This is a genomic window from Microbacterium sp. NPDC089695, from assembly GCF_044749085.1.
In the GTDB taxonomy this organism is placed as follows: domain Bacteria; phylum Actinomycetota; class Actinomycetes; order Actinomycetales; family Microbacteriaceae; genus Microbacterium.
Genome location: NZ_JBIVHG010000001.1, coordinates 49,079 through 70,996 on the forward strand (window position 1 = coordinate 49,079; position 21,918 = coordinate 70,996).

At 70.1% G+C, this 21,918-nt stretch carries 23 protein-coding genes; 10 read left to right on the top strand and 13 right to left on the bottom strand.

All coding sequences use genetic code 11. The features are described 5' to 3' along the window. Positions 1-13 precede the first annotated feature (13 nt). Positions 14-1,117 carry an ABC transporter ATP-binding protein gene (locus ACIPYT_RS00270; protein ID WP_401069218.1) on the top strand — a complete coding sequence of 368 codons (1,104 nt, stop codon included), beginning with the start codon at positions 14-16 and terminating at the stop codon, positions 1,115-1,117. 79 nt (positions 1,118-1,196) lie between these two features. Continuing rightward, on the top strand, positions 1,197-2,504 hold the full coding sequence (locus tag ACIPYT_RS00275) for a DUF4032 domain-containing protein (protein ID WP_401069221.1): 1,308 nt from the start codon (positions 1,197-1,199) through the stop codon (positions 2,502-2,504). A 22-nt stretch (positions 2,505-2,526) separates the two neighbouring features. Here the strand turns inward: ACIPYT_RS00275 and ACIPYT_RS00280 are convergent, their stop codons facing one another. The 6 genes from ACIPYT_RS00280 to ACIPYT_RS00305 form a co-directional block, all read right to left on the bottom strand. Beyond that, positions 2,527-3,168 carry an NAD(P)-dependent oxidoreductase gene (locus ACIPYT_RS00280; protein WP_401069224.1) on the bottom strand — a complete coding sequence of 214 codons (642 nt, stop codon included), beginning with the start codon at positions 3,166-3,168 and terminating at the stop codon, positions 2,527-2,529. Between the two features lie 13 nt (positions 3,169-3,181). Next, positions 3,182-4,183, bottom strand: coding sequence for a 23S rRNA (guanosine(2251)-2'-O)-methyltransferase RlmB (gene rlmB, locus ACIPYT_RS00285; RefSeq protein ID WP_401069227.1), 1,002 nt, complete (start codon positions 4,181-4,183; stop codon positions 3,182-3,184). Continuing rightward, complete coding sequence (cysS, locus tag ACIPYT_RS00290; RefSeq protein ID WP_401069230.1) at positions 4,176-5,654, bottom strand: cysteine--tRNA ligase; 1,479 nt, start codon at positions 5,652-5,654, stop codon at positions 4,176-4,178. Before cysS ends, rlmB begins: the two co-directional genes overlap by 8 nt. A 56-nt stretch (positions 5,655-5,710) precedes the next feature. Then, a complete protein-coding gene (locus ACIPYT_RS00295; RefSeq protein ID WP_401069233.1) occupies positions 5,711-6,301 on the bottom strand; it encodes a short chain dehydrogenase in 591 nt (196 codons plus the stop codon). Beyond that, entirely contained in the window at positions 6,298-7,554 is a 1,257-nt protein-coding gene (gene ispD, locus ACIPYT_RS00300) for a 2-C-methyl-D-erythritol 4-phosphate cytidylyltransferase (protein WP_401074703.1), read from the bottom strand. Before ispD ends, ACIPYT_RS00295 begins: the two co-directional genes overlap by 4 nt. Positions 7,555-7,627: 73 nt before the next feature. Next, a complete protein-coding gene (locus ACIPYT_RS00305; protein WP_045255828.1) occupies positions 7,628-8,110 on the bottom strand; it encodes a CarD family transcriptional regulator in 483 nt (160 codons plus the stop codon). A 136-nt stretch (positions 8,111-8,246) separates the two neighbouring features. On the opposite strand from ACIPYT_RS00305, the gene ACIPYT_RS00310 reads away from it, so the two are divergent. Further along, positions 8,247-8,774 (top strand): DNA modification methylase, encoded by a 528-nt coding sequence (locus ACIPYT_RS00310; protein ID WP_401069237.1) that lies wholly within the window; start codon positions 8,247-8,249, stop codon positions 8,772-8,774. 70 nt (positions 8,775-8,844) lie between these two features. Here the strand turns inward: ACIPYT_RS00310 and ACIPYT_RS00315 are convergent, their stop codons facing one another. Then, positions 8,845-9,528: a response regulator gene (locus ACIPYT_RS00315; protein ID WP_401069240.1), complete on the bottom strand. Its 684-nt coding sequence runs from the start codon at positions 9,526-9,528 to the stop codon at positions 8,845-8,847. Beyond that, positions 9,525-10,742 (bottom strand): sensor histidine kinase, encoded by a 1,218-nt coding sequence (locus ACIPYT_RS00320; protein WP_401069243.1) that lies wholly within the window; start codon positions 10,740-10,742, stop codon positions 9,525-9,527. Before ACIPYT_RS00320 ends, ACIPYT_RS00315 begins: the two co-directional genes overlap by 4 nt. Before the next feature lie 218 nt (positions 10,743-10,960). Here ACIPYT_RS00320 and phoU point away from each other — a divergent pair, with 218 nt between their 5' ends. Then, on the top strand, positions 10,961-11,656 hold the full coding sequence (gene phoU / locus ACIPYT_RS00325; protein WP_401069246.1) for a phosphate signaling complex protein PhoU: 696 nt from the start codon (positions 10,961-10,963) through the stop codon (positions 11,654-11,656). A gap of 64 nt (positions 11,657-11,720) precedes the next feature. Here phoU and ACIPYT_RS00330 read toward each other — a convergent pair whose 3' ends face one another. Beyond that, positions 11,721-12,470 (bottom strand): phosphoglyceromutase, encoded by a 750-nt coding sequence (locus tag ACIPYT_RS00330; RefSeq protein ID WP_401069249.1) that lies wholly within the window; start codon positions 12,468-12,470, stop codon positions 11,721-11,723. A gap of 69 nt (positions 12,471-12,539) precedes the next feature. Here ACIPYT_RS00330 and ACIPYT_RS00335 point away from each other — a divergent pair, with 69 nt between their 5' ends. Continuing rightward, positions 12,540-13,370 carry a class I SAM-dependent methyltransferase gene (locus tag ACIPYT_RS00335; RefSeq protein WP_401069254.1) on the top strand — a complete coding sequence of 277 codons (831 nt, stop codon included), beginning with the start codon at positions 12,540-12,542 and terminating at the stop codon, positions 13,368-13,370. 13 nt (positions 13,371-13,383) lie between these two features. On the opposite strand, the gene ACIPYT_RS00340 is transcribed toward ACIPYT_RS00335, so the two are convergent. The 4 genes from ACIPYT_RS00340 to ACIPYT_RS00355 are packed head-to-tail and all read right to left on the bottom strand — an operon-like array spanning position 13,384 to position 15,558. Continuing rightward, positions 13,384-14,505 carry a YgfZ/GcvT domain-containing protein gene (locus ACIPYT_RS00340; protein ID WP_401069256.1) on the bottom strand — a complete coding sequence of 374 codons (1,122 nt, stop codon included), beginning with the start codon at positions 14,503-14,505 and terminating at the stop codon, positions 13,384-13,386. Position 14,506: 1 nt separating this feature from the next. Continuing rightward, a complete protein-coding gene (locus ACIPYT_RS00345; protein ID WP_401069259.1) occupies positions 14,507-15,109 on the bottom strand; it encodes an FABP family protein in 603 nt (200 codons plus the stop codon). Positions 15,110-15,116: 7 nt separating this feature from the next. Beyond that, on the bottom strand, positions 15,117-15,239 hold the full coding sequence (locus tag ACIPYT_RS00350) for a hypothetical protein (RefSeq protein WP_401074857.1): 123 nt from the start codon (positions 15,237-15,239) through the stop codon (positions 15,117-15,119). A gap of 31 nt (positions 15,240-15,270) precedes the next feature. After that, positions 15,271-15,558, bottom strand: a complete 288-nt coding sequence (locus ACIPYT_RS00355) for a hypothetical protein (protein ID WP_401069261.1) — start codon at positions 15,556-15,558, stop codon at positions 15,271-15,273. Positions 15,559-15,649: 91 nt separating this feature from the next. On the opposite strand from ACIPYT_RS00355, the gene ACIPYT_RS00360 reads away from it, so the two are divergent. The 5 genes from ACIPYT_RS00360 (at position 15,650) to pstC (ending at position 21,918) form a co-directional block, all read left to right on the top strand. Beyond that, positions 15,650-16,336 (top strand): winged-helix domain-containing protein, encoded by a 687-nt coding sequence (locus tag ACIPYT_RS00360; RefSeq protein ID WP_401069264.1) that lies wholly within the window; start codon positions 15,650-15,652, stop codon positions 16,334-16,336. Positions 16,337-16,386: 50 nt separating this feature from the next. Beyond that, a complete protein-coding gene (locus ACIPYT_RS00365; protein ID WP_401069267.1) occupies positions 16,387-18,552 on the top strand; it encodes an RNA degradosome polyphosphate kinase in 2,166 nt (721 codons plus the stop codon). Then, the gene (locus tag ACIPYT_RS00370) at positions 18,549-19,532 is read left to right on the top strand and encodes an NUDIX domain-containing protein (protein WP_401069270.1); all 984 of its coding nucleotides are present in this window, start codon (positions 18,549-18,551) and stop codon (positions 19,530-19,532) included. The genes ACIPYT_RS00365 and ACIPYT_RS00370 overlap by 4 nt, the downstream gene beginning before the upstream one ends. Before the next feature lie 184 nt (positions 19,533-19,716). Further along, positions 19,717-20,817 (top strand): phosphate ABC transporter substrate-binding protein PstS, encoded by a 1,101-nt coding sequence (pstS, locus tag ACIPYT_RS00375; RefSeq protein WP_401069273.1) that lies wholly within the window; start codon positions 19,717-19,719, stop codon positions 20,815-20,817. Positions 20,818-20,952: 135 nt separating this feature from the next. Then, on the top strand, positions 20,953-21,918 hold the full coding sequence (gene pstC / locus ACIPYT_RS00380) for a phosphate ABC transporter permease subunit PstC (RefSeq protein ID WP_401069275.1): 966 nt from the start codon (positions 20,953-20,955) through the stop codon (positions 21,916-21,918).

The following is a 21,918-nucleotide window of genomic DNA, read 5'->3' on the forward strand; positions in this document are numbered from 1 at the left end:
AAGGAGAAACACAATGGCATCTGTGACTTTCGACGAGGCCACCCGCCTCTACCCGGGCGGCACCCGCCCGGCCGTCGACAAGCTCAACCTCGAGGTCGGAGACGGCGAGTTCCTCGTCCTCGTCGGTCCCTCCGGTTGCGGTAAGTCCACCTCGCTGCGCATGCTCGCCGGCCTCGAAGAGGTCAACGCCGGCCGCATCCTCATCGGCGACCGCGACGTCACCGACGTCCCGCCGAAGGACCGCGACATCGCGATGGTCTTCCAGAACTACGCGCTGTACCCGCACATGACCGTCGCCGAGAACATGGGCTTCGCGCTCAAGATCGCCGGCGTCGGCAAGGAGGAGCGCGCGTCCCGCGTCCTCGAGGCGGCCAAGCTGCTCGACCTCGAGCAGTACCTGACCCGCAAGCCGAAGGCCCTCTCGGGTGGTCAGCGTCAGCGTGTCGCGATGGGTCGCGCGATCGTGCGCCAGCCGCAGGTGTTCCTCATGGACGAGCCGCTGTCGAACCTCGACGCCAAGCTGCGCGTGCAGACGCGTACGCAGATCGCCTCGCTGCAGCGCCGCCTCGGCGTCACCACGGTCTACGTCACGCACGACCAGACCGAGGCCCTCACGATGGGCGACCGCATCGCGGTCCTCAAGGACGGACTCCTGCAGCAGGTGGGCACCCCGCGCGACCTGTACGAGAAGCCGAACAACGTGTTCGTCGCCGGCTTCATCGGCTCCCCGGCCATGAACCTGTTCACGGCAGACCTGGTCGAGGGCGGCGTGCAGTTCGGCTCCGAGGTCGTCCCGCTCGACCGCGACACCCTGGGCGCAGCCTCGGGCACGCAGGTCACGATCGGCGTGCGCCCGGAGGACATCACGGTCGGTCCGGCCGACGGCAAGGGCCTCTCGGTCGTCGTCGACCTCGTCGAGGAGCTCGGCGCCGACGGCTACCTCTACGGCCACACCGACATCGCCGGCAAGCGCACCGACCTCGTCGCGCGCGTCGACGGCCGCAACCACCCCAACGCGGGCGAGACCGTCACGCTGGCCGCCAACCCCGGCCACGTGCACGCGTTCGACATCGAGTCGGGCGAGCGCCTGAACAAGGCGCCGGTCATCTCCGCCTGATCGGAACCGCTGACGCGGCGCGGGCAGACTTCGGTCGCCCGCGCCGCTTCTGCTTCTCCCCCACACACCCTGGAGACTCATGCAGGACGCGCTGCGCATCACCGCGAGCACGGTCGACCCCGGCCTGCTCGCCCTGCCGTGGTCGACGCCGCTGGCGACCTGGCCGTCCGAGAGCATCGTGTCGCTTCCGAAGGGCCTGTCGCGTCACCTCGTGCGCTTCGCGGACCTCTCGGGTCGCGTGGTCGCCGTCAAGGAGACCACCGACGAGATGGCCCGTCGCGAATACGAGATGCTCGGCAACCTCGCCCGCCTCGACGTGCCGTGCGTCGATCGCGTCGCGGTCATCGCCGGACGTTCGGATGCCGAGGGCACGCCCCTGCCCGCGGCCCTCGTGACCTCGCACCTGCGCTTCTCCATGCCCTACCGCGCGCTCTTCACGCGCGTGCTGCGCCCCGACACCGCGAATCGCCTCGTCGATGCGCTCGCGGTGCTGCTGGTGCGTCTGCACAACGTCGGGTTCTACTGGGGCGACGTGTCGCTGTCGAACACGCTGTTCCGCCGGGATGCCGGAGCGTTCGCCGCGTACCTCGTCGACGCCGAGACCGGCGAGCTGCACGAGGAGGGTCTCACCGACGGTCAGCGCGCCTACGACCTCGACCTCGCCCGCACGAACATCGCCGGCGAGGTCATGGACCTCGCCGCGGGCGGGCGCCTGGAGCACGGGGTCGACGCGATCGCGATCGCCGACGGCATCGTGTCGTCGTACCGGTCGCTGTGGGCCGAGCTCACGGCGCAGGAGTCGTTCGCGGCCGCCGAGACGTGGCGCATCACGGAGCGCGTCGAGCGGCTCAACGCCCTCGGTTTCGACATCGACGAGATGTCCATGTCGACGACATCCGACGGCACGGTCGTCGAGATCCAGCCGAAGGTCGTCGATGCCGGTCATCACCAGCGCCGGCTCATCCGCCTCACCGGACTCGACGTCGAGGAGAACCAGGCCCGCCGTCTGCTCAACGATCTCGACGAGTTCCGCGCCCGGTCGACCAAGCAGTGGGCCGACGAGGAGATGTACGCGCACGAGTGGCTCACCCGCGTGTTCGAGCCCGTGGTCCGCGCGATCCCCTACGAACTGCGGGCCAAGCTCGAGCCGGCCGAGGTCTTCCACCAGGTGCTCGAGCACCGCTGGTACCTGTCGCAGGCGCAGGGGCGCTCGGTTCCCCTCGCCGAGGTGCTCACGAGCTACATCAACGAGGTGCTGCGCCACCGGCGCGACGAGGCGACCATCATGGGGCCGCCGACCGAGACCATGAGCCTGCCCGTGATCACGGGGGCGACGTCGGTGAGCGACGAGGGCGACGACGAGATCGACTGGCGCGATCTCGTCTGAGCGCGTGTCGTCTCGCGCGGCGTCAGTAGCCGACCGTGAACCGTTCGCGGCGGTGGTTGCCCTGCTCGATCTCGTCGACCACGGCGACAGCGAGGTCCGCGCCCGAGATGAACGACTTCCCGTCGGCGTCACGCACGATCACGTCGCCGCCGTCGCGGTAGTGCCCGGTGCGCTCACCCTCCGCCCACGGACCGAACACCTCGGCCGGATGGATGAAGAACCAGTCGAGTCCGGCATCCGTCGATTCGAGCAGCGCGAGCGAGTCGATGCCTACCTGCGCCTCGGCCTTGTACTCCTCGGGGAAGTCGAGGTCGAACAGCCGCGGGCCGCCCGGGGCGACGAGACTGCCTCCGGCGCCGCCGATGACGCCGAGCCTGGTCGCGGTGCCGTCGAGCGCGGCGATCACGGTGCGCAGCGCCTCCAGCACGCGGTCGGTCATGTCGCCGCGCGGCGAGAGCGCCGAGACGACCGCATCCGCTCCATCGAACACCCCGTCGAGCGAGGCCGCGTCGAGAGCGGATCCCTGCACGTACGATGCCCCCTCGACCGCGTCCGACGGCGTCGAGCGGGACACCGCGACGACCTCGTGGCCGCGACTCACCGCCTCCGTGACGATGTGCCGGCCGGCGTAACCGGTGCCTCCGAGGACGACGATGCGGGCCATGGTGCTCTTCCTCCTACTTCGCGTTGCGGATCGTGGACACCTGGTAGAGCGCGACCGAGGTCGCGATGCCGGCGTTGAGCGACTCGGTGACGGCCGAGATCGGGATCGAGACGATCTGATCGCAGGTCTCGGCGACCAGGCGCGAGAGCCCCTTGCCCTCGGAACCGGTGACGATCACGACAGGCCGGTCGGCGAGCTGGAGGTCGGGCAGCAGCACATCGCCGTCGCCGTCGAGCCCGAGCACGAACACGCCCTGCTTCTTGAACTCCTTGAGCTGCGTCGTGAGGTTCGACGCGAGCGCCACGGGCACGCGCGCGGCGGCGCCGGCGCTCGTCTTCCACGCGGCCGAGTTCACACCGGCCGAGCGGCGCTGCGGCAGGATGATGCCGTGCCCGCCGAAGGCGCCGGTCGAGCGGATGATCGCGCCGAGGTTGCGCGGGTCGGTGATGCCGTCGAGGGCCACGAACAGCGGCACCTCGCCCTTGTCGATGACCTGCTCGAGGAGATCCTGCGGGTGCGCGTACTCGTACGGCGGCACCTTGATCGCGACGCCCTGGTGCACGCCGTCGAACCCGGCCATGCGGTCGAGCTCCTGACGCGTGACCTCGAGCACCGGGATGCCGCGGTTGGTCGCGATCGACAGCATCTCCTTGACGCGGTCGTCCATCTCGACCCGCTGCGCGATGTAGAACGCGGATGCCGGGATCTTCGCGCGCAGCGCCTCGAGCACCGAGTTGCGCCCGGTCACCGTTTCGGTGTCGGTCGTGTTGTCCTTCGCGCGGGCGCTGCGGTTCGGGTTGCCGCCGGACGTCTGACGCCCACCCGGCTTGCCGCGGCCGCCCGCGGCGGCGTAGCGCTCGGCAGCCGCCTTGCGCTTGCCGGCCGGGTGCCAGGCGCGGTCTTCCGCCTTCGGGGTCGGTCCGCGCCCTTCGAGCGAGCTGCGACCCTTGCCGCCGGAGCCCTTGGTGGGGCCCTTCTTGCCCTTGCCTGCTGAGGGGTTGCCTGGCTTAGCCATCGATACTCCAATGAGGTCCGGCCGGAGTGTCCTCCAGCGTGATTCCTGCGGCGGCGATCATGTCGCGGATGCGATCCGCCTCCGCGAAGTCCTTGTCGGCGCGCGCCTGTGCCCGCTGTGCGATCAGTTCGTCCATCAGCGAATCCAGAGCGACTGCCTGAGCGCTCGTCGTCGACGCCTCCGGCGCGCCGTCGAGCCCGAGCACGCGGACCATCGCCTGAACGGCGTGCAGCGCGCGCTCAGCGCTCGTGTCGTCGCCCTCGTCTAGCGCCTGGTTGCCCCGTCGCACGTGGTCATGCAGTACCGCCAGCGCCTGGGGTACGCCGAGGTCGTCGTCCATGGCCCTCTCGAACTCCACCGGGATCGCTCCGCGCTGACCGTCAGCGTCGTCGAGATCCTGCGCGCGAGCACCGGAGTAACCGCGGAGCTCGGCGCGTGCGTCCTGATCCCTGCGTTCGTCGTCGTTGGCGGACGAGATCCGGTCAGCCCGATCGATGAACGTACGGATGCGCCCGAGCGCGGCCCCCGCCTCCGCCCACGACGAGTCCGTGAGGTCGAGGCTCGACCGGTAGTGTGCGGCGGCGAGCGCGTAGCGCACCACGAGCGGGTCGTGGCTTCTTTCCACCTCCGACGCGAGGGTGAAGTTGCCCAGCGACTTCGACATCTTCTGCCCGCGGACGGTCACGAGGCCGTTGTGCACCCAGTACTTCGCGAAGTCGAGGCCCGCTGCGGTCGACTGGGCGAGCTCGTTCTCGTGGTGGGGGAAGCGCAGGTCGAGCCCGCCGCCGTGGATGTCGAACTCGTCGCCGAGATAGCGGCGCGACATGGCCGAGCACTCGATGTGCCACCCGGGGCGACCGGCGCCCCAGGGCGACTGCCACACGGCATCCGCGGGCTCGTCCTTCTTGGCACCCTTCCAGAGCGCGAAGTCCTGCGGGTTGCGCTTGCCGCGCGGGTCCGCGTCCTCCGCGGCCTCCATCGCGTCGACCGACTGGTTCGTGAGCGAGCCGTACGACTCCCACGACCGCACGTCGAAGTACACGTCGCCCGAGCCGTCGGGCGCCGGGTATGCATGGCCGCGCTCGATGAGCGTCGCGATGAGCTCCTGCATCTGCGGCACGGATGCCGTGGCCCGCGGTTCATACGTCGGGGGCAGGATGCCGATCGCCGAGTACGCCCGCGTGAACTCCTGCTCCATGCGGTAGGCCAGCGCCCACCAGGGCTCAGCATCCGTCGCGTTCGCGAGCACCTTGTCGTCGATGTCGGTGACGTTGCGCACGAACGTCACCCGCTCGTACCGATACGCGAGCCACCGTCGCAGCAGGTCGAAGCTCAGCGCCGCGCGCACGTGCCCGATGTGGGGGCCGGACTGCACGGTGGGTCCGCACACGTACATCGTGATGTTCTCGGGGTCGAGAGGCACGAAGTCGCGCAGCCGCTGTTCGCGGGTGTCATAGAGGCGGAGGGTCACCGGTCAAGCCTACCCGGCGCGGGATTCCGGAGTCGGGGCCGGGCTCAGCGGATCGCTCAGTCGACCGCGAAGACCTGACCGGTCTGCACGCCGAGCACGCTCTTCGCGAAGGCCTGCCCGACGCGATACGAGGAGACGGGCACGAACCCGGGGAACGAGGAGTGGTACGCGGGGGCATCCTCGAGCACCGAGGGGCTCACGGCGTTGATGCGGATGCCACGGGGCAGCTCGGTCGCGGCCGCGAGCGTGAACGACTCGATCGCGCCGTTCACGAGCGAGGCTGCGGCTCCGGTCGCGATCGGCTCACGCGCGAGCACACCCGAGGTCAGCGTGAACGAGCCCCCGTCACGCACGAACGGCGTTCCCAGGCGCACGATGTCGACCTGCGAGAGCACCTTGCTGCGGAACGCGGCGTCGTAGTCCTCCCGGGTGAGCTCGCCGAGCGGGCGGAACGCCACGCTCCCGAGCGCGACGACCACGGCATCCACCTCTCCGATCGTGGCGAACAGACGGGCGACGGATGCAGGGTCGGTGGCGTCGACCGCGGGGTCCCCGCTGCGGGAGGCGGCGATGACCTCGTGCCCCTGCAGCGCCTCGACCGCGGCACGACCGACGGTTCCGTTCGCTCCGATGACGACTGCTCTCATGACTGCTCCCTCTCTGCGGTGGCCTGCGTGGAGACACCGTGCCCCGCGCCGGGGGGCAGGCCGGTATCGAAGACGATGGCGACCGCGGTCACCGCGATGCCTTCGGCACGACCGGGGAACCCCAGGCCGTCGGTCGTCGTGGCCGCCACCGAGACGGGTGCGCCCCCCAGTGCGGCCGACAGCACTCCCTCGGCCTCGATGCGCCGAGCACTGAACCGCGGCCTGTTGCCCTGGAACTGCACCGAGACGTTGCCGATCCGGAAACCGCGCTCGACGAGCATCTCCCGTGTGCGGGCGAGGAAGACCTCGGCGTGCGCTCCCGCGTATTCGGGATGCGCCGTGCCGAAGTGCTCGCCGATATCGCCGAGTCCGGCGGCGCCGAGCAGCGCATCGACCATCGCGTGCGCGACCGCGTCGCCGTCGGAGTGCCCGGACAACGGCTGCTCTCCGGGCCACTCGAGACCCGCGAGCCAGAGGTTGCCGGTGCCGCCGAACGCATGCACGTCGGTGCCGACGCCGACGCGGGGGGCCGCGGTCAGCGCCCACGTGTCGGGACGGGAGGAGGGCGCGAGCAGCTGTCGCGCGCGATCGAGGTCGTCGGGGGTCGTGATCTTGAAACCCCGGGCCGACCCGTCGATGCGCTGCACCGGGTGCCCGGCCGCCGCGAACAGTGCCGCGTCATCCGTGTACTCGACACCGTCGCGAGCCGCCTGCGCGTACGCGGCCTCCAGCAGCGCACGGGGGAACCCCTGGGGCGTCTGTGCCGCCGCGAGCGCCGAGCGGTCGACCGGGCCGACCACGGTGTGGCCGTCGACATGCTTGAGGGTGTCGACGACCGGAAGCGTCGGCAGGACGCCGGTGCGCTCGTCGACGGCGGCGACGACCGCGTCGATCAGGGAGGGCGGGGTGAGCGCGCGCGCCGCGTCGTGCACGAGCACGGTCGAGACGTCGCCCCACAGCGCTGCGAGGCCCGCCGCGACGGACTCCTGACGGGTGCCCCCGCCGGTTACGACGCGCGCGAGGTCGATGCGATCACCCGCCGCGGCGCGCAGTTCGGTCTCCGCGTCGCCCTCGAACCCCGCGGGTGCGACCACCACGACCTGGGCGGGGGCGGCGGCGAACACGCCGTCGAGCGCATGACGGAGGATCGAGTGCGTGTCGATGCCCACGAACGCCTTGGGCGCCCCGGCATCCAATCGTGTGCCCGATCCGGCGGCGACGACGATGATCGCGGCGGTCGGGACGGGAAGCATGCTCACGCCTTCACGTTACCCGCGCAGACGAAGAAGGCGGATGCCGAAGCACCCGCCTTCTCTCGGAATCCGCTCAGGACGCGAGGACCTCGTCGAGCAGTGCGCCCGCCTTGTCCTCGTCGATCTTCTCGGCGAGCGCCAGCTCGGAGATGAGGATCTGGCGCGCCTTGGCGAGCATCCGCTTCTCCCCCGCGGAGAGCCCGCGGTCCTGGTCGCGGCGCCACAGGTCGCGCACGACCTCGCTCACCTTGATGACGTCACCGGAGGCGAGCTTCTCGAGGTTCGCCTTGTAGCGACGCGACCAGTTGGTCGGCTCCTCGGTGAACGGCGCACGCAGCACCTCGAACACGTGGTCGAGGCCCTCCTTGCCGATCACATCGCGAACGCCCACGAGATCGACGTTCTCAGCGGGGACCTCGATGATGAGGTCACCCTGAGTGACGTTGAGCTTCAGGTATTTCTTCGCCTCGCCCTTGATGATGCGCTCCTTGACCTCGATGATGGTCGCAGCGCCATGGTGCGGATAGACGACGGTCTCGCCAACCTCAAAAAGCATAAAAACGTGTCCTTTCGGCAACCTCAAGGATACCACAGGGGACATACGCTAAGGTTCGCGCCCCGGCGTCCACGGGCGCCCGGCCTCATGCGCATAGAATGGGATGCGGATATCCCGTCGGACCTCAGGAGGACCCGTGAAATCGCGCCTTGTCGCGTCTGCCGCCATCAGCGCCCTCGTTCTGCTCGGCGCGACGGGCTGCACGTTCATCACGCCGCAGTCGACGAAGATCGAGTACTCGGCATCGGACGGCGTGAACGTCTCCGACTCCGACGGACCGCTCGACGTCCGCAACGCGTTCATCGTCGCGAACGAGGACGGCACGGTCGGCAACTTCATCGGCGCGGTCGTCAACCCGACCTCCGAGAAGGCCACCCTCACGATCACCCTCGCCGGCATCGAGCCGTTCACGGTGACGGTGCCCGCCGGCAGGACCATCAGCTTCGGCGCCGACGAGGAGCCGCTGCGCATCGTCGACCTCGACTCCAAGCCGGGCTCCACGGTCGAGATCCATTTCCAGTCGGGCGACGGCGCCGGCACCAAGACGCAGGTGCCCGTGCTCGACGGCACGCTCCCCTACTACAAGGATCTCGTGCCCACCACGGCCGAGAGCACTCCCGAGCCGATGCCGACCGACACGGCGGCTCCCGCTCCCGAGAACTGATCCGACTCGTCCTCACAGACGCGAAGAGGCCGGCACCCCTGTGGTGCCGGCCTCTTCCGTCGTTCCGGGCTCAGCCTTCGAAGCGGTATCCGAGTCCGCGCACCGTGACGAGCATGACGGGTTCGCTCGGGTTCTCCTCGATGCGCGATCGGATGCGCTTGATGTGCACGTCGAGCGTCTTGGTGTCGCCGAAGTAGTCGCTGCCCCACACCCGGTCGATCAGCTGCCCGCGGGTCAGCACGCGCCCCGAGTTGCGCATGAGCACCTCGAGCAGCTCGAACTCCTTGAGCGGCATGTTGATCTGCTGACCCGCGACCGAGACTGTGTGGCGGTCGATGTCGAGGCTCACGCGGCCGCCGTCGAGCACCCGCTCGTCGAGCTCGCTCTCGGCCTGCACCACGCGCCTCAGGACGGCGCGCATGCGGGCGAGGAGTTCGCGCGACGAGTACGGCTTGGTGATGTAGTCGTCGGCGCCGAGCTCCAGCCCCACCACGATGTCGACCTCCGAGTCCTTCGCGGTCAGCATGATGATGGGCACCGCCGAGGTCGAGCGGATCTGTCGGCAGACCTCGGTACCCGGCATCCCGGGAAGCATGAGGTCGAGCAGCACCACGTCGGCACCGCGCTCGCGGAACGCCGTCAGGGCGCCGGGGCCGTCTTCGGCGATCTCCACCTCGTAACCCTCGCGTCGCAGGAGGTACGCCAGCGGGTCGGCGAGATCGGGTTCGTCTTCGACGAGAAGGATGCGGGTCATGCGTTCTCTCCGTTTCGGACGCGGGCCGCGGCCTTGGCGGCCTTGCGCTCGCGCTTCTTCTTGCTCTTCTTGTCCTTGCCGAGGTGCGCGGGCTCCTCGATCCGGGGAAGTCTGATCGTGAACGTCGACCCGCGGCCCGGCCGTGACCACAGCAGCACCTCGCCGCCGTGCCGCTGCGTGGCGTGCTTGACGATCGACAGGCCGAGTCCGGTGCCGCCGGTGCGGCGGGACCGTGCTTCGTCGGCCCGGTAGAACCGTTCGAAGATGCGCTCGCGGTCGGCCTCGGAGATGCCGATCCCCTGGTCGGAGACCGCGATCTCGACGATCTCGCCGTCGGCCTTCACACCGACGCCGACGCGCGACCCCTTGGGCGAGTACACGATCGCGTTCGCGATGAGGTTGCCGAACGCCTCGATGAGGATCTGCGAGTCGCCGTGCACCCAGACCCCGCGGTCGCCGCCGCGCGCGATCTCGACTCCTGCGGAGCCCGCCTGCACGGCGTGCGCCTCGATCGCCGAGGCGATGACCTCGTCGATCGAAACCGCCCGCGCAGAGGAGAGCGCGTCGTCGGTCTGCAGACGCGACAGGCTCATGATGCGCCCCGTCAGCTGCCCCAGTCGCACGGCCTCCGCCGAGATGCGGGTCGCGAAGTGCCGCACCTGCTGGGCGTCGTCGGCCGCCGACTCGATGGCCTCGGCGAGAAGCGTGATCGCCCCCACCGGCGTCTTGAGCTCGTGGCTGGTGTTCGCCACGAAGTCGCGGCGCATCTGGTCGAGCCGCTCCTGCTCGGTGACGTCGCGGATGACGAGGAGCGACATGCGAGGACTGATCGTGCTGGCGCGTGCCGAGACGAGGCGCGGATCGAGGCTGAGACCCCCACGTGTGATGCGCAGCGACTCGGTCACCGAGGCAGCGTCGGTGCGGAGGCTCCGTACGAGCTGCCGCAGTTCGGGGTTCTCCAGCGGGGCCCCCGTCACGATGTCGAAGCGCGCCGCCGCCTTGGACACGGCCAGGACGAGTCCGGACGGATCGACCACGCACGCGGCGTCGTCCATGCTCGAGAGCACGGCGGTCACGCCGTCGGGCACCGCGAGGGACGTCTCGTCGGCGATCCTGGCCCTCGTGCGGTACGCCCATGCCACCACGAGCGACAGCCCCACGCCGATCGCGACGCCGACGAACAGCGCGAACAGCGCGATCTGCGGCAGGGTCATGTCACCAGCGTAGAGTGCGTTCACCGACCGCACGGCGGGTTCGCCCGACAGCGCCCCCAGTGGAGAAGTACTATTCACGTGCTGGGCACCGTTCGTTAACCTTCGGGGTCGAGAATCGCTCTCGGACCTGCGCGGGAGCGAGGTCCTCTCTCGTGCGGGACGACCCAGCCGTCTCGCGCCGGCACCCCGCCGAGACCCGAATGAAAGGTTGCGCCCTCATGCGCGAAGTCTTCCACCAGTCCCTCGAGGATCTGCAGGCACGCCTCGTGGAGATCGCCGACCTCGTCACGGTCTCGATCGACAAGGCCACGCGGGCGTTCGCGACCAGCGACGTCGCCCTGGCCGAAGAGGTCATCGCCGACGACGCCAAGATCGACGAGCTGGCCGTGGCCCTCGACGAGCAGGCCATCGAGATCCTCGCCCGTCAGCAGCCCGTCGCCCGCGACCTGCGCATCGTCGTGTTCGCGCTGCGCGTCAGCGCGTCGCTCGAGCGCATGGGCGACATGTCCGAGCACATCGCCCAGCTCGCGCGTCTCCGCTTCCCCGAGCGCGCCATCCCGAAGGGCCTCAAGGGCACCTTCGTGAAGATGGGCGAGCTGGACGTCGAGATCGCCCGCACGCTCACCGAGCTGCTGCGCACCCAGGACATGAAGTTCGCCGACGAGATCCGCAACGCGGACGACGACGTCGACGAGCTGCACGCCAGCGTCTTCGAGAAGGTGCTCAGCGACAACTGGAAGGGCGAGACGACCGCGACGGTCGACGCGACCCTCGCGAGCCGCTACCACGAGCGCTTCGCCGACCACGCGGTCGCCGTCGCGAAGAAGGTCGTCTACCTGGCGACCGGCGACTGGCAGGCCGGCGAGGACGACATCGCCCTCGCCGCCGAGCAGCAGACCCTCGGGCACGCCTGACCTCTGCATCCCGGTACGACGAAGGGGCGGATGCCGACCGGCATCCGCCCCTTCGTCGTCTGCGTTACTTCTTGCCCTGGGCGGCGACGGCTGCGGCGCCTGCCGCCGCGGCCTCGGGGTCGAGGTACCGACCGGGTCCGGTCGGCACGTTGTTCTCGTCGAGCTCGTACACGAGCGGGATGCCGGTGGGGATGTTGAGCTCGGCGATGGCCTCGTCGCTGATGCCCTCGAGGTGCTTCACGAGACCGCGCAGCGAGTTGCCGTGCGCCGTGACGAGCACGGTCTTGCCGGCCTCGAGGTCGGGCACGATCGCGCTCTCCCAGTACGGCAGCAGCCGGTCGATCACGAGCTTGAGCGACTCCGTGCGCGGCACCTCGCCGTCGATGCCCGCGTACCGCGGGTCGTTCACCTGGCTGAACTCGCTCTCGTCGTCGAGCACGGGCGGCGGCACGTCGAACGAGCGACGCCACAGCTGGAACTGCTCGGGACCGAACTCCTCGAGCGTCTGGGCCTTGTCCTTGCCCTGCAGGGCGCCGTAGTGGCGCTCGTTGAGACGCCACGAGCGGGTCACCGGGATCCACAGGCGATCCGCCGCGTCGAGCGCGATGTTCGCGGTCTGGATCGCGCGGCTCAGCAGCGAGGTGTGCAGCACATCGGGGAGGATGCCGGTCTCGGCGAGCAGCTCGCCGCCCCGCTTCGCCTCGGCCTTGCCCTGCTCGTTCAGGCGGACGTCCACCCAGCCGGTGAAGAGGTTCAGTTCGTTCCACTCGCTCCGGCCGTGACGGAGCAGGATCAGGGTGCGCTTCGCAGTCATGCCGTCAGTTTATCGGCGGACCGTCTCGGGAGGCACTCGGTGACGGCCGGTGACTGGGAGGATGGGTGCATGGCGTCTTCTCCCCTCGGCAGGCCCACCCGCGGCACCACGGGGACCAACCGCCTGCGCCGCAACGACCGCTGGATCGCGGCCTCGCGGGCGTTTCTGCGCGCCGAGGACGCCCTCGTGATCGACCTGGGCTTCGGCGCGAGCGGCGTCACCGCGTTCGAGCTGGCGACCCGCCTGCGGCGCGTGCGCGACGACGCCGAGGTGCGCGGCCTCGAGATCGATCCGACCAGGGTCGCGACGGCCGATGCGCAGCTCGCCGAGGTGCAGGCGGGGCGCACGCCGTTCGCGTCCGACCTCCCGGTCTCCTTCGCACGCGGCGGGTTCGAGGTGCCGCTCCCTGCCGGACGCCGCCCCGCCGTCATCCGTGCCATGAACGTGCTGCGGCAGTACGACGAGCGCGACGTCCCCGACGCGTGGCGCACCATGGCCGCGCGCCTGGCCCCCGGGGGCCTGCTCGTGGAGGGTACCTGCGACGAGATCGGACGGATCGCGAGCTGGGTCGACGTGGATGCCGCGGGCGAGCCCGTGCGCTTCACGATCTCGCTGCGGCTGGCCGACCTCGAGCATCCCGGCATCGTGGCCGAGCGGCTGCCGAAGGCGCTCATCCATCGGAACGTCCCCGGCGAGCGCGTGCACGCCCTGCTCGCGGATCTCGACCGGGAGTGGGAGCGAGCGGCGGCCCTGTCGACGTTCGGCGCGACGCAGCGGTTCCTCGCGGCGGTGACCGCGCTGCGGGCTCAGGGGTGGCCGGTCGAGGGCGGCCGCACGCGATGGCGCCTGGGTGAGCTCACGCTGCCGTGGGCCGCGGTGGCGCCGCTGCCCGGCCGGTGAGGACGGAACGCGCTCAGTCCGCGTGACGCGGATCCGGGGCGCTGGGGCGGCGCGACAGGCGCGTCAGACGAGGGATGTCGGCCACCGATCCGGCATCCGCGGGCACGATGACCTGCTGAGCCGCGGCGATGTCCCCGCCGTCGGCACGCACGATCAGGTCGCCCACGGGTGCGCGCCGCGACAGGATCGCGAGGGCAATGGGCCCGTCTTCGTGATGCCGCGCCACCGAGGTGACATGACCCACCTCGTCGTCGCCCGCGAACACCGGGTCGCCGGGCGACGGGAGCACCGCGTCGCTGCCGTCGAGGTGCAGGGCGGCGAGCCGACGCGGAGGGTGCCCGAGGTTGTGCACCTTCGCGACGGTCTCCTGCCCGCGGTAGCAGCCCTTGTTCAGGTGCACGGCCGTGCGCAGCCAGTCGGATTCGTGCGGCAGCGAACGCTCGTCGACCTCGGCCGACCAGCGCGGGCGCCAGGCGGCGACGCGCAGCGCCTCAGCGGCCAGGAGGCCGGCGAGGTCATCGGCGGAGAGGGATGCCGCGAGGTCATCGGCTGTCTCGCGCGGGACGATCGCCACCCGCCAGGCGAGATCGGCGCCGGGATGCGCGGTGATCTCGGCGTACTGATGCCCGCCCGCGCTGACGCGCTGCCACGGATCGGTCCATACGAGGGGCGTGCCGGCGGGACGCGCCGCCGCGTCGGTCGCCCGCGCGGCTGCGGAGCCCGCGTCCACGAATCCGAGCAGCGTCAGGTCGACGCGCAGCTCGACCGTGGCCTGCGTGCGGAACTTCATGCGCTGCAGCCAGGTGGCGAGCCCCTCGGCGTCAGCCGCATCCGCGATCAGCCAGGTGGAGGCTCCGTCGTCGACGACACCTGCCGCGTGCTCGACGCGACCCTGAGGATCGAGCACGAGCAGCTCCGTGCTCTCACCCGGTGCGAGGCGTCCGAGGGCCTGGGAGGTGATGGAGTCGAGCCAGCCGAGGCGCTCGGGTCCGGCGACCTCGATCACGGCGCGGTCGTCGAGCGGCACCAGCGCCTCGCCCGCGGCCAGTCGCCGCTGCTCGCGGAAGACGTCGCCGAAGTGGTCGACACCGCTCTCGCCCGTCACGGCTCCGACGACGTCGCGGAAGCCGGCCATGTCAGATCTTCGCCAGCCGCGCCGAGGCGTGCGAGCGCAGCGGGGTGCCCAGGGCCGCGATGTCCCACGCCCACAGGAGGTGGTTGTCGACCAGACCGTACATGCGCGTGGCGGAGCCGTACTCCTTCGCGCCGGCGGCGCGCACCACGGCATCCGTGGCGATGTCGATGCGGGGGCCGTTGATCTCGCCGAGGTACAGCTCCAGCATCCCGTCGGCGTGCGCGATCGACACCTCGAGGGGGAAGCCGCCGGATGCCGCGCGCAACTGCTCGACGTCGTCGACGCCACGCGCTGCGGCCTCGGCGAGCGCGGGGAGCAGGCCGGGACCGGCATCCGCATCCGTCGCGGGTCGGCTCAACCGCCAGAAGCCGGTCTCGGCGACCAGTGGAGACGAGGTCGCACCCTCGTCACGCGTGAACGTCGCGGTCGCGGAGTAGTTCAGGAACGGCCCGCCGTCATGGCTGAAGCTCACCCGGTGCGTGAACTCGCCCTGCAGACGCTCGTCGCCGACCGGGTAGTCGATCACGCCGGTTCCCTCCCAGACGCCGATCAGCCAGGAGAGCGGCGCGAGATCGGCCGGGAGATCCGTGGGGAGCTCGAGCACGATCGACTCAGCGCTGGCCGCGGAACAGGTTGCGCAGCACGACGACCGAGACGAAGACGATCGCGAGGCTCGCCAGGCCCAGCAGGCCGATGAAGAAGAGTTCGAGCGCCATGAGGTCCATGACCTCCACATTACCCTCCACGCGCGCGGCTGTCGCGCGATCAGGCCACGAGGGCTGCCAGGCCGAAGCCGACCGAGATGACGCCCATCACCAGGAGCGCGCCGAGAGCGCCGCCGCCGACGCGGAGGATGAACCCCTGGGTGCGCCCGTACCAGAGCTGTACGGCGAACGACAGCAGGATGATCGCCCCGAAGGCCACGAGCAGCCACGGGACACGCCACTCCTCGGGCACGAAGACGCCGACGGCGATGGACGCGACGAACGCGACGGCCCACACCGCGAGCACGCCCACGAACGCGTTGCGCGGCGCGAGTGCTGGTTCGGTCATGAGTCCATTGTCACCCATCGGCGCGATCGGCACCTCCCGAGGCCCGGTATCATGGCCCCACGGCGTCCCCCGCCGTCCGGAAGGAGTGCGCGTGGCCCAGGTGCTGGTGTTGACCAATGCTCCGATCGCGGATCAGGTCCTCCCCGCTCTCGAACTCCTCAGCCACCGCGTCCGGCAGATCCCGGCCGAGCCGGCGCAGCTCGTCAGCGCTCCCGACTACGACATCGTGATCGTCGACGGCCGTCAGGACCTCGTCGGCGCGAAGTCGCTGTGCCGACTGCTGCGCGCCGCCGGCCAGGAGGCGCCGCTGCTCCTCGTCGTCACGGAGGGCGGGATGAGCGCGCTGTCCGGCGACTGGGGCATCGACGACGTGCTGCTCGCCACGGCGGGCCCCGCCGAGACCGACGCCCGCGTGCGCCTCGCGATCGCGCGGCGCGATGAGGTGGCCGAGCCGACCCGGGTGCAGGCGTCCGGCGTGACGATCGACGAGCAGTCCTATTCCGCCAAGCTGCACGGGCGCCCGCTCGACCTCACCTACAAGGAGTTCCAGCTCCTGCACTTCCTCGCGACGCATCCCTCGCGGGTGTTCACCCGCGAGCAGCTGCTCAGCGAGGTCTGGGGCTACGACTACTTCGGCGGCACCCGCACGGTCGACGTGCACGTGCGTCGCCTGCGCGCGAAGCTCGGCGACCAGGAGCAGATCATCGGCACCGTGCGCAACGTCGGCTACCGGTTCAACGTGTACGACGACGAGACGGTCCCGGCACCGGCCACCTGACCGCGGTCTCGTTCACACGCACGTCACCTCACGGTGCTTAGATGTACCCCATGATCGATCCCGCTCTCGCCGACGCAGGTCTCGGCGATGCCGAAGACGACGACTTCGACGCCATCGAGGCCCCCGACTCGTTGCTGCCCGACCACCGGTACATCGACCGCGAGCTGAGCTGGCTCGCGTTCAACCAGCGCGTGCTCGAGCTCGCCGAGGATCCGTCGCTGCCCGAACTCGAGCGGGCGAACTTCCTGGCGATCTTCGCGAGCAACCTCGACGAGTTCTTCATGGTCCGCGTCGCGGGGCTCAAGCGCCGCATCGTGACCGGACTCGCCGTTCCCACGAACATCGGGCGCTCGCCCGTCGACGCGCTCGCCGACATCTCCCGCGAGGCGCACGAGCTGCAGCTGCGGCACGCCGACGCCTGGACCACGCTCGTGCGCCCGGCCCTCGCCGACGCCGGCATCGAGATCACCGACTGGTCCGACCTCACCGACGACGAGCGCGCCGGGCTCACCGAGTACTTCCAGGCGCAGGTGTTCCCCGTGCTGATGCCGCTCGCGGTCGACCCGGCCCACCCGTTCCCGTACATCTCCGGCCTCTCGCTCAACCTCGCGATCCGCATCCGCAACGCCCGCACCGGTCGCCAGGAGTTCGCGCGACTCAAGGTGCCGCCGATGCTCCCCCGCTTCGTCGAGGTGCCGGGTGCCGGCGAGATCAAGCGCTTCCTGAGCCTCGAGGAACTGATCGCGAACCACCTCGGCGACCTGTTCCCCGGTATGGAGGTGCTCGACCACCACGCCTTCCGTCTCACGCGCAACGAGGATGTCGTGATCGAGGAGGACGAGAGCGAGAACCTCATCCAGGCCCTCGAGGCCGAGCTGCGGCTGCGGAGGTTCGGCCCGCCCATCCGTCTGGAGATCACCGACGACATGGACGAGGTCACGATGGATCTCCTGGTGCGCGAGCTCGACATCACCGATCAGGAGGTCTACCGCCTCCCCGGGCCGCTCGACCTGCGAGGGCTGTTCGGCCTGTCGCGCATCGACCGTCCCGACCTGCGCTACCCGCCGCATCTGCCGACCACGCCCGTGGCGTTCCAGCCGGGCGGCAACGAGACCCGCGCCGACATCTTCAAGGCGATCCGCAAGGCCGACGTCCTCGTGCACCACCCCTACGAGTCGTTCACGACGAGCGTGGTGGCCTTCCTCGAGCAGGCCGCGCGGGATCCGCACGTGCTCGCCATCAAGCAGACGCTGTACCGTACCTCGGGCGACAGCCCCATCGTGCAGGCGCTGATCGACGCGGCCGAGGCGGGCAAGCAGGTGCTGGCCCTCGTCGAGGTCAAGGCCCGCTTCGACGAGGCCAACAACATCGTGTGGGCGCGCAAGCTCGAGAAGGCCGGGGTGCACGTCGTCTACGGTCTCGTCGGACTCAAGACGCACTGCAAGCTCGCGCTCGTGATCCGCGAGGAGGAGGGCGTGCTGCGCCACTACTCGCACATCGGCACGGGAAACTACAACCCGAAGACGAGTCGCATCTACGAGGACTTCGGCCTGTTCACGGCCGACCCGCAGGTCGGCAAGGACCTCACGCGCCTGTTCAACGAGCTGAGCGGCTACGCGATCGAGAAGAAGTTCAAGCGTCTGCTCGTCGCGCCGCTGCACCTGCGCAAGGGGCTGGTGCGCCAGATCGACCACGAGCGCCGCAACGCCGAGGCCGGCAAGCCCGCCAGCATCCGCATCAAGGTGAACTCGATGGTCGACGAGGAGATCATCGATGCGCTGTACCGCGCGAGCGCCGCCGGTGTGACGGTCGACGTCTGGGTGCGCGGCATCTGCAGCCTGCGCACCGACCTCGAGGGCATCAGCGAGAACATCACGGTGCGCAGCATCCTCGGCCGGTACCTCGAGCACTCTCGGATCTTCGCGTTCCACAACGACGGCGACCCGCAGATCTACATCGGCAGCGCCGACATGATGCACCGCAACCTCGACCGCCGCGTCGAGGCGCTCGTGCGGGTGACCGATCCGAACCACATGAAGGAGCTGACCGCGTTCTTCGACCTCGCCATGGACCCGGGGACCACCTCGTGGCACCTCGGCGAGGAGGGCGTGTGGACGCGCCACGCCGAGGATGCCGAGGGCAACCCCCTGGTCGACCTGCAGGATAAGACCATGGGGTTGATCCAGCGGCGGCGCCGCGCGCGGGCGGTGCGATGACCGCTCGCCAGACGCAGACGGCGGGACCCACCCGCGCGAAGTGGACGGACAAGGCCGTGTACGCGGCCGGTGCGGTCGTCTGGCGGATCGTCGACGACAAGCTGCGCATCCTGCTGATCCACCGCACCAAGTACCGCGACATCACGCTGCCCAAGGGCAAGGTCGATCCGGGCGAGATGCTCGCCGAGACCGCGGTGCGCGAGGTGCACGAGGAGACCGGCATCCGCGTCTCGCTCGGGGTGCCGGTGGGCGTGAGCCGCTACCACCTGCCCTCGAACAAGCAGAAGGTGGTGCACTACTGGGCCGCCGAGGCGACCGACGACGCCATCCGCGAATCCACGTTCGTGCCGAACCGCGAGATCGCGGCCCTCGAGTGGGTGAGCGTCAAGAAGGCACGGGCACGTCTCAGCTACCCGGTCGACCTCGAGATCCTCGACTTCTTCGCGAAGCTCGTCGACGACGGCGTGCTGCGCACCTTCCCCGTCGTCGCGCTGCGGCACGCCAAGGCGCTCCCCCGCTCGGAGTGGGACGGTGCGGATGCCGCACGCCCCCTGACCGGACGAGGACGCCGCCAGGCCGAGTCGATCGTCGGCCCCCTGCGGGCCTTCGGCGTGCGCAAGATCGTCACGAGTGACGCGGTGCGCTGCGTGCAGACCGTGAAGCCGCTCGCGAAGGCCCTCGACCGCAAGCCCGTCAAGACCGAGCGCATCAGCCAGGATGCGTGGGAGGACGGCGTCTCCGACCTCCGCACGGTGGTCGGGCGCCGGGTGCGTTCCGGAACGCCCGCGGTCGTCTGCAGCCACGGACCGGTGCTGCCCGGCATCCTCTCCGAGATCGCACTCGCGACGGGCACCATGCACGGCTCGTACATCGGCAGCGCGGCCGACCTCGAGCCCGGCGCCTTCTCGGTCGTGCACCTGTCGGCATCGAACCCGGGGTCGGGGATCATCGCGATCGAGACCCACGTCCCCCAGGTCTGAGGGTCCCGTCGATCCCGCTCCTCCAGCGGGATCGGTCCTCCTGTGTGCCCGCACGCGCACCCGAGAGAGTCGCCGGTCGTTCACCTTCCGTTCACCTGCGCGGTCGAGTCTCGTTAACCGCCGCACCTAGCGTCACTGTGTGCCCTGCACCGGGCCCCACCCATCCATGATCGAAGGATCCACAGTGAAGATCTCCCGAATCGCACGTATCGGCGCCATCGGCGCCGTCGCCGCTCTCGCTCTCGCCGGCTGTGCCGCGAACGAAGGCGGCAGCGGGTCGTCCGACGCCCCCGCCGACTCCACCCTGTCCGGCAGCCTCGACGCGACCGGCGCCTCGTCGCAGGAGGCCGCCCAGCAGTCCTGGGTCGCCGCCTTCCAGACCGCCAACCCCGACGTCACCGTGAACTACACGGCGACCGGCTCGGGCACCGGGCGCGAGAACTTCATCGCCGGCTCCTCGAACTTCATCGGCTCCGACCGCGCGTTCAACGCCGACGAGCTCGCCGCGGGCGGCTTCGGCTCCTGCGCCTCCGACGAGATCGTCGAGATCCCCGTCTACATCTCCCCGGTCGCCGTCGCCTTCAACCTCGAGGGCATCGACGAGCTCAACCTCGACGGCGCGACGCTCGCCGGCATCTTCTCGGGCACCATCACCAAGTGGAACGACCCGGCGATCGCCGACCAGAACGAGGGCGTCGACCTGCCCGACCAGGCCATCGTGCCGGTGCACCGCGCCGACGCCTCGGGCACGCAGGAGACCTTCACCAAGTACCTGAGCGCCGTCGCCCCCGACGTCTGGACCTACGAGGCCAGCGACGAGTGGCCGCTCTCGACCGGTGAGGCCGGCGACGGCACCTCGGGTGTCGTCGACGCGATCTCCAACGGCTCGGGCTACATCGGCTTCGCCGACGCCTCGCGCACGGCCGACCTGGGTCAGGTCGCGGTCGAGGTCGAGGGCGAGTACGTCGCGTACTCCGCCGAGGCCGCCGCCGCGCTCGTCGAGGCCTCGCCGCTCGAGGAGGGTCGCTCCGACCACGACCTCGCGTTCGCCGTCGACCCGGCCGCCGCGCCCGCCGGTTCGTACCCGATCGCGCTCGTCTCCTACCTCATCGGCTGCGTCGAGTACGACGACGCCGAGACCGCCGGCCTCGTGAAGGCGTACTTCGAGTACGTCGCCTCGGCCGAGGGCCAGGATGCCGCAGCCGAGGCCGCGGGCAGCGCCCCGATCTCGGACAGCCTGCGCGACCAGATCAACACCGCGATCGACGCGATCGTCACCGAGTGATCGGACGCTCAGCGATCCGCTGAGCTCCGGTCCCGGCGCCCCCGGGTGTCGGTCGACAGGACCTCGACCGACACCCGGGGGCACCCGCATGAGAACACCCGACACCCGCTCAGAGCACACCGTGGAGCCGCTCAGATGACCACCACCCAGACGGGACCCGATACCCGTTCCCCCCGGTCGCGCACCTCGCTGCGCCGACGGGGCGACCTCGTCTTCTCCGGTACCGCGCTCGGCGCCGGCATCGTCATCCTCATCACCCTCGCCGCCGTCGCGATCTTCCTCATCGTGCAGGCGATCCCGGCTCTCTCGCCGGACACCTCCGGCAACCACATCCTCCAGGGGCAGTCGTTCCTCTCCTGGGTGTGGCCCTTCGTCTTCGGCACGCTGTGGTCGAGCCTGATCGCCCTGGTCATCGCGGCCCCGATCGCGATCGGCATCGCCCTCTTCATCTCGCACTACGCCCCGCGCCGCCTCGCCGGTGTGCTGGGCTACGTGATCGACCTCCTCGCCGCCGTCCCCTCGGTCGTGTTCGGCCTGTGGGGCGCGCTCACGTTCGCCCCGATGCTCGTGCCCTTCTACAAGTGGTTGAACGAGAACCTCGGCTGGATCCCGATCTTCAGCGGTACGCCCTCCGGCACCGGCAAGACGATCCTCACGGCATCCCTCGTGCTCGCGGTCATGATCCTCCCGATCATGACCGCCATCTGCCGCGAGGTGTTCCTGCAGACGCCGAAGCTGCACGAGGAGGCCGCGCTCGCCCTCGGCGCGACCCGCTGGGAGATGGTCCGCATGGCGGTCCTGCCCTTCGCCCGCAGCGGCATGGTGTCGGGCGCCATGCTCGGCCTCGGTCGTGCGCTCGGCGAGACGATGGCCGTGACGCTCGTGCTCTCCCCTCTCGGGATCATCACGTTCAACCTGATCAACCCGGAGAACCCGACCACGATCCCGGCGATCATCGCCCTGCGCTTCCCCGAGGCTCACGACGAGGGCGTCAACACGCTCATCGCCGCGGGTCTGATCCTGTTCATCGTGACCTTCGTCGTCAACTTCATCGCCCGCTGGATCGTCTCGCGCCGCGCCGAGTTCTCGGGAGCCAACTGA

What these genes read in the sequence shown, in the direction of transcription:
- ACIPYT_RS00270 (WP_401069218.1), top strand. Translation starts at nt 14, where the DNA reads ATGGCATCTGTGACTTTCGACGAGGCCACCCGCCTCTACCCGGGCGGC.
- ACIPYT_RS00275 (WP_401069221.1), top strand. Translation starts at nt 1,197, where the DNA reads ATGCAGGACGCGCTGCGCATCACCGCGAGCACGGTCGACCCCGGCCTG.
- ACIPYT_RS00280 (WP_401069224.1), bottom strand. Translation starts at nt 3,168, where the DNA reads ATGGCCCGCATCGTCGTCCTCGGAGGCACCGGTTACGCCGGCCGGCAC.
- rlmB (WP_401069227.1), bottom strand. Translation starts at nt 4,183, where the DNA reads ATGGCTAAGCCAGGCAACCCCTCAGCAGGCAAGGGCAAGAAGGGCCCC.
- ACIPYT_RS00295 (WP_401069233.1), bottom strand. Translation starts at nt 6,301, where the DNA reads ATGAGAGCAGTCGTCATCGGAGCGAACGGAACCGTCGGTCGTGCCGCG.
- ispD (WP_401074703.1), bottom strand. Translation starts at nt 7,554, where the DNA reads ATGCTTCCCGTCCCGACCGCCGCGATCATCGTCGTCGCCGCCGGATCG.
- ACIPYT_RS00305 (WP_045255828.1), bottom strand. Translation starts at nt 8,110, where the DNA reads ATGCTTTTTGAGGTTGGCGAGACCGTCGTCTATCCGCACCATGGCGCT.
- ACIPYT_RS00315 (WP_401069240.1), bottom strand. Translation starts at nt 9,528, where the DNA reads ATGACCCGCATCCTTCTCGTCGAAGACGAACCCGATCTCGCCGACCCG.
- ACIPYT_RS00320 (WP_401069243.1), bottom strand. Translation starts at nt 10,742, where the DNA reads ATGACCCTGCCGCAGATCGCGCTGTTCGCGCTGTTCGTCGGCGTCGCG.
- phoU (WP_401069246.1), top strand. Translation starts at nt 10,961, where the DNA reads ATGCGCGAAGTCTTCCACCAGTCCCTCGAGGATCTGCAGGCACGCCTC.
- ACIPYT_RS00330 (WP_401069249.1), bottom strand. Translation starts at nt 12,470, where the DNA reads ATGACTGCGAAGCGCACCCTGATCCTGCTCCGTCACGGCCGGAGCGAG.
- ACIPYT_RS00335 (WP_401069254.1), top strand. Translation starts at nt 12,540, where the DNA reads ATGGCGTCTTCTCCCCTCGGCAGGCCCACCCGCGGCACCACGGGGACC.
- ACIPYT_RS00340 (WP_401069256.1), bottom strand. Translation starts at nt 14,505, where the DNA reads ATGGCCGGCTTCCGCGACGTCGTCGGAGCCGTGACGGGCGAGAGCGGT.
- ACIPYT_RS00355 (WP_401069261.1), bottom strand. Translation starts at nt 15,558, where the DNA reads ATGACCGAACCAGCACTCGCGCCGCGCAACGCGTTCGTGGGCGTGCTC.
- ACIPYT_RS00365 (WP_401069267.1), top strand. Translation starts at nt 16,387, where the DNA reads ATGATCGATCCCGCTCTCGCCGACGCAGGTCTCGGCGATGCCGAAGAC.
- ACIPYT_RS00370 (WP_401069270.1), top strand. Translation starts at nt 18,549, where the DNA reads ATGACCGCTCGCCAGACGCAGACGGCGGGACCCACCCGCGCGAAGTGG.
- pstC (WP_401069275.1), top strand. Translation starts at nt 20,953, where the DNA reads ATGACCACCACCCAGACGGGACCCGATACCCGTTCCCCCCGGTCGCGC.